The sequence below is a fragment of the Paenibacillus shirakamiensis genome (assembly GCF_017874255.1).
Lineage (GTDB): Bacteria > Bacillota > Bacilli > Paenibacillales > Paenibacillaceae > Fontibacillus > Fontibacillus shirakamiensis.
Genome location: NZ_JAGGLD010000002.1, coordinates 1 through 14,332, shown reverse-complemented (window position 1 = coordinate 14,332; position 14,332 = coordinate 1). Strand labels below are relative to the sequence as shown.

Sequence of the window (14,332 nt, the reverse complement as noted above, 5' to 3'; positions counted from 1 at the left end):
GAAGGATATGGCCATCCGTTCACGAAATGAATAAAGGGGAGGGACAGGCATATGACAGTAAAATCAAACCACGTTACGATAAAAGGCACCAAAGATGGCCTGATATTCCTTCTTAATGATCAGTGTGAATTCATAGATTTAGTTGAGGATCTCCGCTATAAGCTTGAACACAGCCATCAAAATATACTAACCGGGCCAATTGTACATGTAGATGTCAAACTAGGTTCCCGCGAAGTATCTGATATACAGAAGAACGAATTGTTAGACGTGCTGAAGAGCAAAGGCAATCTACTGATTCGTTCTGTAGACATGCCCGAAGCTGAATTACCTGAGAGTAATAAGAATACGGTGACAACCATGACAGGCATGGTCCGTTCTGGACAGGTCCTCCATCATGAGGGCCACTTATTATTTTTGGGTGATGTGAACCCTGGAGGATCTATCCAGTGCACGGGAGATATTTTTATAGTAGGGGCTCTTCGGGGAATGGCTCATGCCGGGGTAGACGGACAAGAGGATGCTATCGTAGCAGCTTCTTTTTTGGCTCCAACGCAGCTTCGGATTGCAGAAGTCATCAGTCGTCCACCGGATGAATGGGAGAACCGGGAATCCAGTATGGAATTCGCCTATCTCCAAGACGGTGTCATGCAGATAGATAAGATAACGAATATTGTAAGAATCCGGCCGGATTTAAGCACGTTTAAAGGGGTGTAGATTATGGGAGAAGCTATCGTCGTCACTTCGGGTAAAGGCGGCGTAGGGAAGACGACTACGTCGGCGAATATCGGTACCGCACTTGCATTGCTCGGCAAAAAGGTATGTCTGGTAGATACAGATATTGGTCTTCGTAACCTAGATGTCGTGATGGGACTGGAGAATCGAATCATCTATGATTTGGTAGACGTTGCGGAAGGACGCTGCAGATTAAATCAAGCTTTAGTAAAAGATAAAAGATTTGATGAACTCTACATGCTCCCGGCTGCGCAGACCAAAGACAAAAACTCTGTGACCCCAGAACAGGTCAAGGATATAATTCTGGAACTGAAAAAAGAGTACGAATATGTGATTATTGACTGTCCTGCAGGAATTGAGCAAGGATTCAAAAATGCAATTGCGGGTGCAGATCAAGCTATTGTAGTCACTACGCCAGAGCATGCCGCGGTGAGAGATGCCGACCGTGTTATAGGCCTTTTAGAAAGTTCTCATATCAAGTCTCCAAAGCTTGTAGTCAATCGGATCCGGGTTAATATGGTGAAGTCTGGGGATATGCTGGACATCGATGGGATTTTACAGGTGCTAAATATTGATTTAGTAGGTATTGTGCCTGATGATGAACTTGTGATTAAAGCAGCTAACAGTGGAGAACCTACAGTGATGAATCCGGACTCTAAGGCAGCTATAGCTTATCGTAATATTGCCCGTCGTATCTTGGGAGATACCGTTCCTTTAATGCAACTGGATCAGAAAAAAGGGGCGTTTGTTCGCTTTAAGAAATTTTTCGGAATGGGTTAAGAACATATGCAATAAGTAAGCAAGATATCTAAGAACGTTTAAGAACGTTTAAGAACTACCTCTACATACCCGGTATGTGAGGAGACTGCACTAGAACTGCGGTTTCCTTACATATCGGGTTTTTTAATCTAGGGAAGCTTGTTCATATTTCTTAAGGCACATTCATAAGGATAGAAGAACAAGCTGAATCAGGTTAAAGGCGCGGAGGAGGATGAACCCATGGATATAAATTCTAATATCAAAAAACGCCGAGAAGAAAGAATCAAGCAGCTGCTTACCGAGCCGCAAAATCAAGGCAATCTATCGCTTCCTTTATGGAATAACGAAATTGATCTTGCAGAATATAGAATTCAAAATGTATATACTCCATACCCCGAGCAAATAGAAACGGTATTCCCTGAACCTGACCCAGAGTTAGTCTGGAAACAAAATGGCAGCCGCTGGAGAGAAAGCCCCTCTACATTTTATCCTGGGGATTCTATTTCACCGGAGCCCGGCAAGTCTTCCTCCTTTTGGAGAATGATGCGAATAAGAATCCTACTAAGTGCCGCAATATTTGGTGCGCTATGGGGTATTCAGCGGTATCAGCCCCCTTGGTCGTTACCTATTACGCTATTTGTAAAAGAAAATCTAACTCACGAAATGGATTTTACAGCGGCGGAAGTCTGGTATGAGAATCATTTTGGAGGAGCACCTTCATTCATTCCTATCTTTGGACAACAGGCAGTACAAGGCGAGAAAGTTCAGGGTTCTCGTATTTTTTCCTCCCCTTTAACAGGAACAATTGCTCAGCCGTTTGCCCTTAACTTGAAAGGAATAGAAATTATACCTGCGAGTAAGTCCATATCTGGTCTTCAGATCAGAACTGTGGAGACGGGCAGAATCTCTGATATCTCACAAGATGCTGTTCAAGGTTTAACCGTCCAAATTCAGCATGCAGGTGGATATATGTCTGTATATGCTCATCTGGGAAGTATTACGGTAGAAAAAGGAGACTGGGTCGAAGGCGGGACAGAGATTGGCACTTTAAAAACAGCCTCTGCTAAGCAAAAGGTGTCTCCTCTTTATTTTGCTTTGAAAAAAGACGGAAGATACATAGATCCGGCCGATGTGATTCCATTTGATTAATGTAGCTGGCATCCGCTTTTCAGTGCATCCGTTATTCGTAATCATTATGTTGACTTCGATATTTACAGGTCGTTTTTTAGAACTCATTGCCTTATTTGCTATCGTATTTGTCCATGAGATGGGTCATGTTGTAGCTGCACGTGCACTAGGAGTGAAAGTAATGGCTGTACAAATGCTTCCTTTTGGCGGGATGGCTCTGCTTGAGGATCGAGGGCATATGGGTGCTCACTCGGAGATCATCATTGCGGCAGCAGGCCCTCTTCAGAACTTGTTGCTAATCATTATTACGATCATATTTCGCTGGACAGGCGTTTGGGATTCGCCTTTTGCGGTTTATTTTATAGAATGTAATGTTTTTATTGCTCTTTTTAATTTGTTACCTATCCTTCCTTTAGATGGTGGGAAAATTTGTCAGGCGTTATGTAGCATGAGTATGCCGTATCATTCAACTTTGCTTTGGTGTTCCCGAATTAGTGTAGTGTTCAGTTGTCTTGTAGTAGGGTATGCATTGCTGCCTTGGATTCTCTATGGGGGAGCGCTGCAGCTGAATATTCTTTTAATCGGAAGTTTCCTACTGTATTCAAACATTATGGATCATCGGCATATTCCATTTCGTTTTTTGCGATTTCTTATGCACCGAGACCAAGCCTTTACGCGTCATTTGCTTCGCGGGAGCTTGGTTCAACCTATTATCACAGAGGCTTCGAAACCTTTAGATACCCTTTTGCGTCTATTAAGACGAGAGAAGTACCATTTTATCTATGTAATGAATCCAGAGGGCCAGATTGTGGCTGTGGTTCCGGAACAGAAGGTGATTACTTCGTTTTTGTCGGGTACACCTCGGTCTTGAGTACTAGTTCCATGATATAATGAAAAAGGTTAATTTCTGTCAGAGTGCAAGCAGGGGTGAGATCATGAAACAGATGATAATTCACTGTGAGCCAAGTTCAACACAAATGGCATTAATGGAAGCTGGCAGGCTAGTAGAGTTTGCGGTGGAGCGTACACAAGCAAAAGGTTTGGTAGGCAGCTTTTTCAAAGGAAAAGTTGTCAATGTCATTCCAGGTATGCAAGCTGCTTTTGTGGACATTGGACAGAAGAAGAATGCATTTCTCTATATTGATGATGTGCTTCATCCGCACCTCGACAAGCAGCCTAAGGTAAAGCCATCTATTATTGATCTGCTCAAAGTGGGACAAGAGATTATTGTTCAAGTGACTAAGGATGCCATTGGAACCAAGGGAGCGAGAGTCACAACGCATTATTCCCTTCCCGGTCGCTGGATTGTATATATGCCCATATCTGCTTATGTGGCCGTCTCTAAGAGAGTGGAACGGGAAGCGGAGCGTATTCGTCTCAGACAAATTGGGGAACAATTAAGAAATGAACAAGAAGGATTAATTCTACGTACTGTAGCTGAGGACGAGCCGCCTGAAGCGATTCAAGATGATTTCAGAATGCTACGCAAGCAATGGACTGACATTCAGATTCTTGCTAAAAGCGAGCAAGCTCCTGCAGTACTTCACCGAGAACTAAGTATGGTTCAGCGGCTATTTAGAGATGCTTACACGGCAGCTACTGCTGAAATCGTAATGGACGATGAGGAACAAGCACGAGAAGCCGGAATCTTTTTGCAAGACATGTTACCTGTGAGTACCCCGCGTATACATACGTACCGAGGAGAGCGGCCTATTTTTGAAGTCTACGGCATTCAGCAACAGATCAATAAGGACTTCCAGCGAAAGATTTGGCTACCTGGTGGAGGATACCTAATCTGGGATTCTACAGAAGCATTAACGGTCATTGATGTGAACACCGGGAAGTTCACGGGATCTGTGAATTTAGAGGATACGGTAGTTCAGACCAATGTGGAAGCCGCTTTTGATATAGCTCGTCTGCTTAGACTAAGAGATACGGGTGGCATCGTCATTATTGATTTTATTGATATGGAACTTGAGTCTAATCGTATTCGAGTGTCTGAGATGCTTGAAGTCTCCATGCGTCCAGATCGCACACAGCATCACATTATGGGTTGGACTAAGTTAGGGCTATTAGAGCTAACACGAAAAAAAATGAGAGAGAGCACTGCCCAGAGTGCTGAAGTTTGTAACGTTTGTCAAGGTACAGGTTGGTTAACCCCTGTAACGAAAAGAAATTAGGTTGATTTATAAGTGGAGTCGTGCTAAAATCATTTGGTATGTGTCATGAACGTTTTCTTCTGCACATGCTGTAACCGCTCCGATCAGGTATAAGAGCGTCTTCGGGCGACACCTGAATTAGGCGAGTCTGAGAATTGAGGAGGTGCAGATAAATGTACGCAATTATTGAAACAGGTGGCAAACAATACCGTGTTCAAGAAGGCGATGTTCTTTTCATCGAGAAATTGGACGTAGCTGACGGCGAAAGCGTGACTTTTGATCGCGTTTTGGCGGTTTCTAATGGTGATGGTTTTGTAACAGGAGCTCCAATGGTGTCCGGTGCAAGTGTAACAGCGAAAGTTGAAAAACACGGCAAAGGTCAAAAATTGACGATCTTCAAATACAAGCCTAAGAAAAACTACCACAAGAAGCAAGGTCATCGTCAACCTTACACTAAAGTGACAATCGAGAAAATTCAAGCGTAAGAAGGTGCGATAATTGATTATCGTTTCCATTTTACATGATGCTGAGAGCAATATTCAGGGATTTAAAGTAGAGGGACATGCTAATTATGCAGATGCAGGAAAAGATATCGTCTGTGCTGGAGTATCAGCGGTTACCGTAGGTACAGTCAACTCCATTGAGGCACTTGCAGGTATTGAGATGGATACTCAAATGAAAAATGGCTTTTTAAGCGCTTTTCTTCCGAAATCCTCAACTTCATCGGCTGATCAACAAGTTCAACTTCTTTTATCATCCTTAGTTATTATGCTACAGTCGATCGAGCAGTCCTATAATAAGTATATCCGGATTAACAACGTGAATTTATGAAGAAGGAGGTGGACAATCATGTTGAAATTGGATCTCCAGTTATTTGCATCGAAAAAAGGTGTAGGTTCCACAAAAAACGGACGTGACAGCCACGCTCAACGCCTTGGCGTTAAACGTGCTGACGGTCAAACTGTTACTGGCGGAAGTATCCTCGTGCGTCAACGCGGTACGAAGATTCACCCTGGTAACAACGTAGGAATCGGTAAAGACGATACTTTGTTCGCGAAAGTGGACGGTGTTGTTAAGTTCGAACGTTGGGGTCGCGATCGCAAAAAAGTGAGCGTATACCCTGTTGCCGTTGCTCCTGTAGCAGCTGCAGTAGAAGCGTAAGAATTCTTTATGTTGAGGCCTACCCGAGCCCCCGGCATTATGCCAGGGGTTCTTTTTGTATGTTATTTTTAGGAAGCCCAAATCTTTTGTGATATACTGAAACTCAAGATGTTTACTTGGGGAAAAGGGAATGGGAAATGATGAATGTTCGTAAATTGTTACCAATTGCTATGCCAATCATTGCATCGATTCCTTTGATACTTGTTTATTTTGCCCATTCACTGATTTTGCACCTCTTAGCTTGCTTATGGGGTCTTTTCGTTGCCGTGGGCTATTTCAGGTATATTCATAAACTGAATATACTAGATAAACAGCGATCCGTAGGATCATTACAACGTACAGCAGCAGCTACACTCGGACATCATCGTCATGACTGGATGAATGATTTGCAAATTTTGTATGGTTATATTCAGCTGAACAAACATGATAAACTTATGGAATGTGTGGACAGAATAAGAGAACGAATGAACAAAGAAACGAGTATATCGAGATTGGGAATTCCCTCATTAGTGTTCTATCTGCAATCCTTCAGAGAAGTGAATACTTCTATAATGCTAGATGTGGATATTCAGGATGGACTCCAGCTAGGAGATTTGTTAGATCAGGATTCTGCTGAAGAATTGACAGCTGCCATTGGGGAAATGATTCGTGCGTATCAGTTTGCAGGTCGATCATCATGGGGAGATGTCATTCAACTTTCTATGAAGATGTACCGAGAAAAAGATGAGATTGTAGTGGTATTTAATCAAGACGGGAACTGTGGTAACGCCGAAATGCTAAGAAGACGGATTGAAGAGAATGTAATAGGCAAGCGAATTAAGACTGGACAGACTCTCGCTGAGCAACATTCCTTCGAACTACGGCTACCATGTTGAATATAGGATGAGGTGAAGGCATGTTTGTAGATAAAGCGAAGATTTTTGTTAGAGGCGGAGATGGTGGAGATGGCCTCGTAGCATTTCGCCGTGAGAAATATGTACCTGACGGTGGACCCGCAGGGGGAGACGGAGGAAAGGGCGGAAGCGTAATTTTTAAGGTGGATGAAGGTTTAAGAACCCTTATAGATTTCCGTTATCAACGTCATTTTAAAGCTAAGCGTGGAGAGAAAGGCCGGAACAAGAATCAACACGGTGCTGGCTCAGAGGATATGATCGTACGTATTCCTCCAGGCACCTTAATTATTGATGAAGATACCGAAGAAGTGCTAGGTGACATGACGCGTCAAGGTCAACAATTGGTTGTAGCTAAGGGCGGCCGAGGCGGCCGAGGAAATTCAAGATTTGCAACGCCAAAAAATCCAGCACCAGAACTAGCAGAGAACGGGGAAGAGGGCCAAGAACGGTACATTATTCTTGAACTTAAAGTAATGGCTGATGTGGGTCTGGTCGGTTTCCCGAGCGTAGGTAAATCAACATTATTATCCGTTGTATCTGCCGCTACACCCAAAATCGGAGCGTATCATTTCACAACAATTACTCCAAATCTGGGTGTTGTAGATGTAGGTGAAGGACGAAGTTTTGTTATGGCCGATCTTCCGGGGCTCATTGAAGGCGCGCACGAAGGTGTAGGTCTGGGGCATGAATTTTTACGTCACGTAGAACGAACTCGTGTCATTGTTCACGTGGTAGATATGTCTGGTTCAGAAGGTAGAGATCCTTTTGATGACTGGGTGAAGATTAATGAAGAAGTCAAGCTATACAATGCTGACTTGGAAAATCGTCCTCAACTGGTAGCGGCGAATAAGATGGATATGCCAGAATCCGCAGAGAATTTAGAAAAATTTAAAGAGCAACTTGCTAAGATTCGTCCAGAATTGGAGATTTTACCTATATCTTCTCTTACGCGTGAAGGGATTCAAGAATTGTTGTACCGCACAGCCGATCTGTTGGATCAGATTCCAGATGCCCCAGTAATTGAAGAAGTGAATGAAGTAGAAGAGCGTAAGATCTATAAGCTGAAGGAAAAAGAAGATAACAGCTTTACCGTCAAACGAGATAACGAAGCTTTCGTAGTGGAAAGTGTTGCGATCGATCGGATGATGAAACGTATGCAGTTGAATACGCATGAAGCTATCCTCAAATTAGCTCGTACTATGCGCTATATGGGTGTAGATGACGAACTTCGCAAACGTGGAGCAAAAGATGGAACGATCGTAAGAATTGGCGAATTTGAATTTGAATTTGTTGAAGGTAGCAGTTACTATTAAATCTAGACGAAAACCGTTTACAAATCTTTATGAGATTTGCAGGCGGTTTTTTTTACATAATGCTGTGTATTATAACTATTGCTCGATCTCTTAATCTTCGATATAATGTCCACTAGAGGCGTACAAAAGTCTTTCTGGGGAGGACGGAGCTTGAAGGAACATTATTATGTTGTAAGAGAAGACATATTACCTGAAGCATTAATTAAGACCATGCAGGTGAAGCAGCTTCTGGCTAGCGGAGAAATGAAAACCGTACATGAAGCGGTGGAGCAAGTAGGTCTAAGCCGTAGTGCTTTTTACAAATATAAAGAGGGTATTCACTTCTTAAACCAGCTTGAACGGGATCGGATTGTAACTCTCTCATTCGATTTAGAACATCGATCGGGTATTTTATCTGAGGTCTTGGCACGGATTGCAGGACTAGGGGGAAATGTGCTTACGATTAGTCAGAGTATCCCACTTCAAGGCAAGGCAAATGTAGTGATTTCCGTAGAAACATCAGGACTAACTTCGGAATTAGATGATCTGACTCTGTCCCTTCATACTATTGCAGGCGTACACCGAGTACACACGATTGGACAGGGATAATTTACGAGAATAGAGACTAGGGAGGAATTAGAGATGAAGCCAATTAAAGTAGGATTATTGGGCCTTGGAACTGTAGGTACTGGAGTGGTGCGTATTGTAGAAGGACATCAGGAGGATTTAAGCAGTCAGGTAGGTTCTCCGATTGTCATCGAACGTATTGCTGTGAAGAGTCTGGATAAACAGAGAACTATATCTATTGATTCAAGCAAATTAACGGATAATCCACTAGACGTCATCCGAGATCCGGAAATCGATGTCATTATCGAAGTTATGGGCGGGATTACAGGTACAAAGGAATATATTCTTGAAGCCTTAGACCGTGGTAAGCATATCGTTACAGCGAATAAGGACTTAATGGCGTTACACGGATCAGAAATACTAGCTAAGGCCCAAGAAAAGCAATGTGATGTTTTTTATGAGGCTAGTGTCGCGGGAGGTATTCCCATCATTAGAACCCTTATTGAAGGTTTTTCTTCGGATCGGATTATGAAGATCATGGGGATTGTGAATGGCACAACCAATTTCATTTTAACAAAAATGAGTCAAGAAGGAGCTTCTTATGAAGCTGTTCTTAGCGAAGCGCAGGAACTTGGATATGCAGAGTCTGATCCTACTTCTGATGTAGAGGGATTAGATGCGGCACGCAAAATGGCCATCTTGGGAACATTGGGATTCCGCACGAATGTAGAATTAGAGGACGTTTCGGTTCAAGGAATCTCAAATGTAACTAAGGAAGATATTCAATATGCCAAGCAGCTTGGCTATGAAATGAAACTTTTAGGAATTGCAGATCGTCAAGATGATCAACTGAGTATCAGTGTGCAACCTACAATGGTGAAGAATACCCATCCTATTGCTTCAGTACATGGCGTATTTAATGCGGTTTATGTATATGGGGAGGCCGTTGGCGAGACGATGTTTTACGGTGCGGGTGCGGGCGAAATGCCAACAGCGACTTCAATTGTGGCCGATCTTGTCGCCGTGGTGAAGAACTTGAAGCTTGGGGTGAATGGGCTAAAAGCCATCGTGCCTTATAAGCTCAAAAAACTAAAAACAGAAGAAGAAATAGCATTTAAGAACTTTATTCTTTTACAAGTAGCAGATAAAGCGGGTGTTCTTGCTCAGATTACTCAAGTATTTGCAGAATTTGACGTGAGCTTGGCTTCGGTAGTACAGACGCCGAATGAACAACATACGGATGCAGAAATTATTATTGTCACCCATGACGCAAGCCAAGCTAATATGAATAAAGTATTGAAGCACTTTGAAGGACTGGATGTCATTCATCGCGTGAAAAGTGTATACCGTGTTGAAGGTTAACGTTTAACATTTCTTAACTTAATAGTGAAGCTACATTTAGGAAAAGGAGTTACATGATGAGTTCTTTGCAGCAGAAAGCAGTACGAGTGAGGATACCAGCAAGTACAGCAAATCTTGGCCCTGGTTTTGATACACTGGGTATGGCCTTATCCTTATATGCATGGATTGAAATGAAGATAGCCAATAGGACAGCAATTCATCTTTATGGAGAAGAGTTGCACGGAATTCCACTAGACAAGAGCAATCTGATCTATGAAGTAGCTCAGGCGGTTTTTGTAGAAGCTGGCGTAGAAATTCCGGAAATTGAAATATCCATGTATTCAGAAATACCTTTGACGCGTGGGCTTGGAAGCAGCGCTTCTGCTATTGTTGGTGGATTAGTTGCTGCGAATGCACTCCTTGATCATCCCCTACCTTTATCCAAACTATTCGATATGGCTACTCAGATTGAGCAGCATCCTGATAATGTGGGAGCTTCTTTATTTGGTGGGATGATTACAGCTACTTGGGATGGAGAACATGCTGATTATATTAAAATAACTCCACCAGCTGATTTAGATATTTTAGTCGCTATTCCACAATTTCAGTTATCTACGAAAGCTGCCCGTGAAGTGCTACCTCAAAGTCTATCCATGCAGGATGTTGTATTTAATGTTAGCCATGTTTCTTTACTTACTGCAGCATTTTGTACTGGAAGACTCGATATGATTGCTACAGCGATGAAAGATCGCATTCATCAACCGTACCGAGGGGCATTAATTCCTGGGATGACTCAAATTTTAGAAGAAGCACATCGACATGGTGCTTTAGGGGTTGCATTAAGCGGGGCGGGCCCAACTTTGTTAGCCCTAGTTAATCGACAAGCTGGAACCGGTGCTGAACTAGAGCAATTTTTAGGGGATGTTTTGATGGATCACGAGATTGATGCCCGAACGCTCTGGTTGAAACCGGATCTAACAGGTCCCCAAGTGATTGAAGTTTCAGCTCAAGATTCATTTGCGGATTTCATTAAAGGGGAAGTTGCTGTATGAAGAGGATCGCATGTTTACCAGAAGGATCAGTATCTCATGAAGCCGTTCTACATCTATTCGGCGATGAGCCTATAACCTTGGTACATTACAAGCAGATAGCCGATGTTTTCTTGTCTACTGTGAACGGAACAACCGACTATTCGGTAATTCCCATTGAGAATACGATTGAAGGTTCGGTTTCTCTTCATATGGACTGGTTAGTGCATGAGATTGATATTCCTATGCGACTAGAATGGGTCTATCCCTCCCTTCAGAATTTGATTGGCCGACAAGATGAATTTATGTCATCGTTCGAATCCGGTGGGAAAGTCGATCTAACTCAGGTTACCAAAGTGATTTCACATCCTGTTGCTATGGCGCAGTGTCTCCAGTTTATCCGCAGTCACATGCCGAATGCTGAGTTGGAGAATGCTTCAAGTACTGCTGAAGCTATTGAGATTGTGAAGAAAAATCCGAATCAACGCTGGCTTGCAATTGGAACCTTACTGGGCGCGAAAAAGCACGAATTAGATGTTCTGGCTAAGTATATTACAGATCATGATAATAATTTTACCAGATTCATATTAATTGGACCCACAGCGCTGGAACAACTGAAAGCCCCAGTTAGCGAAGAGAAGACAAGCGTACTCATAACGCTACCTTCTGATTTTCCAGGTGCTCTTCATCAGGTCCTTTCTGCATTTTCTTGGCGAAAATTGAACTTGTCCCGTATCGAGTCACGTCCAACCAAGAAGAAGCTAGGTAGCTATTACTTCTACATTGATGTCCTGCATTCGCTGGATTCGGTGTTGTTGCCTTCTGCGATTGAGGAGATTGAGGCTTTAGGTTGCCAAGTGCGCATCTTAGGATCTTATCTAAGTTATAATTATGAAGTATTGTCTTAAAAATAAGGTCTAGGTACTTTATGTCTGGCAGAATAATAGAGAATCATTGTCCTTCACGACCCAATAAGTGTCTGAGGGATTTTTTTTGCGTAAATTGATGTCAAAAGGCGGGCTCCTGCATAGGATGTAGAAATGGGCAACGGGCGAATATCACGGCCCTAAGAAGACATTTTAGGAGGTCTTGACCGAGTGAAGATACACATAGTTAAGCAAGGCGATACGTTGTTTGAATTGTCGAATAAGTATCAGGTTCCATTGCAAAAATTAATTGATGCTAATCCGCAGTTATCCAACCCCGATGTATTAATTGTAGGAGAAAAGGTAAAAGTGCCGTCAACAGGCGTATCGGTTGGAGGAGATCATGGTATCGTGTACAAACATACTGTAAAGCAAGGGGATACATTATTTAAACTATCCCATGCTTGGGGAATCCCACTACAGGAGCTAATTCAGAGTAATCCCCAATTGAACAACCCTGATGTTCTAAAAGTGGGAGAGGTTATCAATATTCCATCTCAATCACATGGACCTACCTATGCAACAGGGGCGGAACATCATTATTATGGGGGGAACCACGAGAAAAAGAACACGGCACCTATTATATCTACTCCGGTTCCATCTCCACTTCCTGCGTTACCTCCAAGTCTTCCTCCTGTTCAGCCGTATATTCCAGCACCAACGCCAATCATTACAGCGCCTATAGCTCAGCAACCATCTCCAAATTACAATATTAATGTGGATTATTCTGAGATTAGTATTCAGCAGCAACAGGCACAGCAGCAACTGCCTATCTACAATTATGTACCAGAATACAAAGAGCCAGAGTATCTACCCCAACAACCCGTATTGGAATCGCCTTGTGGATGTTCAGATCATTCAGGTGGAGCAGAATCTTTATTTTTACAATATCCTACCGAAACTCAGCCTGTAATATCACCTTACAATTATAATGAGGGTCCATCACAGGAGTATGCATCTCCAATACAAAATGGCTACCCCGGTATTGCGGGTCAACCTGGGCAAGAGTGGCCACCCGTATTTCAATATCCCGATAATTATGAATCGAATTACAACCCTTATTCACAACCGCACCAATCTTATGGATATAAGGGTCAGGAAAATATCTCTGGAGAAACGAACTGGCCAACTCCAGGGGGACAACAGGACTATCCACAGTTTAGTTATCCAGAGCATACTCAGAACATATATGGCCAGATTCAAGGGGTGCCGTATCAATCTTATGGGCAACAACAAGAATATAATCCCTACGCTCAACAAGAATATAATCCGTATGGGCAGCATCAGAATTATAGTACTTTTGGATACTCGGTCCCAGGATATAACCCTCAATTGAATTACAGTGGTTATGCAGATCAAAATGTAGTACCTCAGAGCCCTATAGGAGGATTTGGTGTTTCAGACATCCTTAGAGAGAATGAGGAAGAAGAGAATTCGAATCTTGGGGAGCATAAAGAAGTAAAGGCAAAGACAAAATCACCAAAGAGTAAAGCCAAAGCTAAAGTATCGGGTTCACCTATCTCTAAAGCTACTGAGCAGAATAAATTACGAAATTCAATGAAGGATACAAAAAAAACAAGTAATAGAAGTGAAAGAAAAAAAGTTCAACATAATCCCTGGATTAGAGAGTAGTAGAGAAATAACGCCTTTATAGGCGTTATTTTTATTACAATTAATTTTATTCATTTTTAAAAAGTTATAATTAGTACTTGATATCATTATTAAATAATGATATATTATAAGTCCGGTCGCGAAAGCCCATCAGTAACATTGAAAAACTAGCTGAAAAAAAGTGCTTGCAATTGAGTGACCAACATGATATATTATAAGAGTTGCTGCTGAGACATCGAAAGAGACGCAAAGCGGCGCTGTATAAGAGAAATTGATCTTTGAAAACTGAACAACGAGTGAGTAAAACACATGAACGAGAGACGACTTCGGTCGGATCGACATTCATTTTAAGAGAAGTAATTCTCGTCAGTTTCAAAATGAGCAATTCAAACACCTGATTAAAAGATCTTCTCTTCTGGAGAAGAGCATTTTAATCCTTAATGGAGAGTTTGATCCTGGCTCAGGACGAACGCTGGCGGCATGCCTAATACATGCAAGTCGAGCGGAGTTTAATTCGAAGCTTGCTTCGAATTAAGTTTAGCGGCGGACGGGTGAGTAACACGTAGGCAACCTGCCTGTAAGACTGGGATAACTACCGGAAACGGTAGCTAATACCGGATAATTTCTTTCTTCGCATGACGAGAGAATGAAAGACGGAGCAATCTGTCACTTATGGATGGGCCTGCGGCGCATTAGCTAGTTGGTGAGGTAATGGCTCACCAAGGCGACGATGCG

General features: G+C 42.6%; 15 protein-coding genes, 1 rRNA gene and 1 other annotated feature. All 16 genes read left to right on the top strand.

The window, feature by feature from the left end; all coding sequences use genetic code 11:
- The first annotated feature begins 51 nt into the window (after nucleotides 1-51).
- Nucleotides 52-714, top strand: a complete 663-nt coding sequence (minC, locus tag J2Z69_RS06940; protein ID WP_209860608.1) for a septum site-determining protein MinC — start codon at nucleotides 52-54, stop codon at nucleotides 712-714.
- 3 nt (nucleotides 715-717) lie between these two features.
- The gene (gene minD / locus J2Z69_RS06935; RefSeq protein WP_209860607.1) at nucleotides 718-1,512 is read left to right on the top strand and encodes a septum site-determining protein MinD; all 795 of its coding nucleotides are present in this window, start codon (nucleotides 718-720) and stop codon (nucleotides 1,510-1,512) included.
- Between the two features lie 219 nt (nucleotides 1,513-1,731).
- On the top strand, nucleotides 1,732-2,640 hold the full coding sequence (locus J2Z69_RS06930; protein WP_209860606.1) for a M23 family metallopeptidase: 909 nt from the start codon (nucleotides 1,732-1,734) through the stop codon (nucleotides 2,638-2,640).
- A complete protein-coding gene (locus J2Z69_RS06925) occupies nucleotides 2,633-3,490 on the top strand; it encodes a M50 family metallopeptidase (RefSeq protein ID WP_209860605.1) in 858 nt (285 codons plus the stop codon). The genes J2Z69_RS06930 and J2Z69_RS06925 overlap by 8 nt, the downstream gene beginning before the upstream one ends.
- A 64-nt stretch (nucleotides 3,491-3,554) precedes the next feature.
- Nucleotides 3,555-4,799, top strand: coding sequence for an Rne/Rng family ribonuclease (locus tag J2Z69_RS06920; protein ID WP_209860604.1), 1,245 nt, complete (start codon nucleotides 3,555-3,557; stop codon nucleotides 4,797-4,799).
- A gap of 62 nt (nucleotides 4,800-4,861) precedes the next feature.
- Nucleotides 4,862-4,938 (top strand) — a sequence feature (ribosomal protein L21 leader region).
- A 13-nt stretch (nucleotides 4,939-4,951) separates the two neighbouring features.
- Nucleotides 4,952-5,263 (top strand): 50S ribosomal protein L21, encoded by a 312-nt coding sequence (rplU, locus tag J2Z69_RS06915; RefSeq protein WP_209860603.1) that lies wholly within the window; start codon nucleotides 4,952-4,954, stop codon nucleotides 5,261-5,263.
- 13 nt (nucleotides 5,264-5,276) lie between these two features.
- Nucleotides 5,277-5,609 (top strand): ribosomal-processing cysteine protease Prp, encoded by a 333-nt coding sequence (locus tag J2Z69_RS06910; protein ID WP_209860602.1) that lies wholly within the window; start codon nucleotides 5,277-5,279, stop codon nucleotides 5,607-5,609.
- A gap of 18 nt (nucleotides 5,610-5,627) precedes the next feature.
- Entirely contained in the window at nucleotides 5,628-5,939 is a 312-nt protein-coding gene (rpmA, locus tag J2Z69_RS06905; RefSeq protein WP_209860600.1) for a 50S ribosomal protein L27, read from the top strand.
- 140 nt (nucleotides 5,940-6,079) lie between these two features.
- Nucleotides 6,080-6,814 carry a Spo0B domain-containing protein gene (locus J2Z69_RS06900; protein ID WP_209860597.1) on the top strand — a complete coding sequence of 245 codons (735 nt, stop codon included), beginning with the start codon at nucleotides 6,080-6,082 and terminating at the stop codon, nucleotides 6,812-6,814.
- A gap of 20 nt (nucleotides 6,815-6,834) precedes the next feature.
- Entirely contained in the window at nucleotides 6,835-8,145 is a 1,311-nt protein-coding gene (gene obgE / locus J2Z69_RS06895; RefSeq protein WP_209860595.1) for a GTPase ObgE, read from the top strand.
- Nucleotides 8,146-8,295: 150 nt separating this feature from the next.
- Nucleotides 8,296-8,733 carry an ACT domain-containing protein gene (locus J2Z69_RS06890; RefSeq protein ID WP_209860593.1) on the top strand — a complete coding sequence of 146 codons (438 nt, stop codon included), beginning with the start codon at nucleotides 8,296-8,298 and terminating at the stop codon, nucleotides 8,731-8,733.
- Nucleotides 8,734-8,766: 33 nt separating this feature from the next.
- Entirely contained in the window at nucleotides 8,767-10,053 is a 1,287-nt protein-coding gene (locus J2Z69_RS06885) for a homoserine dehydrogenase (RefSeq protein ID WP_209860591.1), read from the top strand.
- 56 nt (nucleotides 10,054-10,109) lie between these two features.
- Nucleotides 10,110-11,084 carry a homoserine kinase gene (thrB, locus tag J2Z69_RS06880; RefSeq protein ID WP_209860589.1) on the top strand — a complete coding sequence of 325 codons (975 nt, stop codon included), beginning with the start codon at nucleotides 10,110-10,112 and terminating at the stop codon, nucleotides 11,082-11,084.
- Nucleotides 11,081-11,968: a prephenate dehydratase gene (gene pheA / locus J2Z69_RS06875; protein ID WP_209860587.1), complete on the top strand. Its 888-nt coding sequence runs from the start codon at nucleotides 11,081-11,083 to the stop codon at nucleotides 11,966-11,968. Before thrB ends, pheA begins: the two co-directional genes overlap by 4 nt.
- A 189-nt stretch (nucleotides 11,969-12,157) precedes the next feature.
- Nucleotides 12,158-13,618, top strand: coding sequence for a LysM peptidoglycan-binding domain-containing protein (locus J2Z69_RS06870; protein ID WP_209860585.1), 1,461 nt, complete (start codon nucleotides 12,158-12,160; stop codon nucleotides 13,616-13,618).
- A 416-nt stretch (nucleotides 13,619-14,034) separates the two neighbouring features.
- A 16S ribosomal RNA gene (locus J2Z69_RS06865) occupies nucleotides 14,035-14,332 on the top strand; the annotation flags it as partial.

Bases quoted from the DNA above. Each gene is read 5' to 3' on its own strand.
- pheA (WP_209860587.1), top strand. From the start codon at position 11,081: ATGAAGAGGATCGCATGTTTACCAGAAGGATCAGTATCTCATGAAGCC.
- minC (WP_209860608.1), top strand. From the start codon at position 52: ATGACAGTAAAATCAAACCACGTTACGATAAAAGGCACCAAAGATGGC.
- rpmA (WP_209860600.1), top strand. From the start codon at position 5,628: ATGTTGAAATTGGATCTCCAGTTATTTGCATCGAAAAAAGGTGTAGGT.
- J2Z69_RS06885 (WP_209860591.1), top strand. From the start codon at position 8,767: ATGAAGCCAATTAAAGTAGGATTATTGGGCCTTGGAACTGTAGGTACT.
- obgE (WP_209860595.1), top strand. From the start codon at position 6,835: ATGTTTGTAGATAAAGCGAAGATTTTTGTTAGAGGCGGAGATGGTGGA.
- minD (WP_209860607.1), top strand. From the start codon at position 718: ATGGGAGAAGCTATCGTCGTCACTTCGGGTAAAGGCGGCGTAGGGAAG.
- J2Z69_RS06930 (WP_209860606.1), top strand. From the start codon at position 1,732: ATGGATATAAATTCTAATATCAAAAAACGCCGAGAAGAAAGAATCAAG.
- J2Z69_RS06920 (WP_209860604.1), top strand. From the start codon at position 3,555: ATGAAACAGATGATAATTCACTGTGAGCCAAGTTCAACACAAATGGCA.
- rplU (WP_209860603.1), top strand. From the start codon at position 4,952: ATGTACGCAATTATTGAAACAGGTGGCAAACAATACCGTGTTCAAGAA.
- thrB (WP_209860589.1), top strand. From the start codon at position 10,110: ATGAGTTCTTTGCAGCAGAAAGCAGTACGAGTGAGGATACCAGCAAGT.
- J2Z69_RS06900 (WP_209860597.1), top strand. From the start codon at position 6,080: ATGAATGTTCGTAAATTGTTACCAATTGCTATGCCAATCATTGCATCG.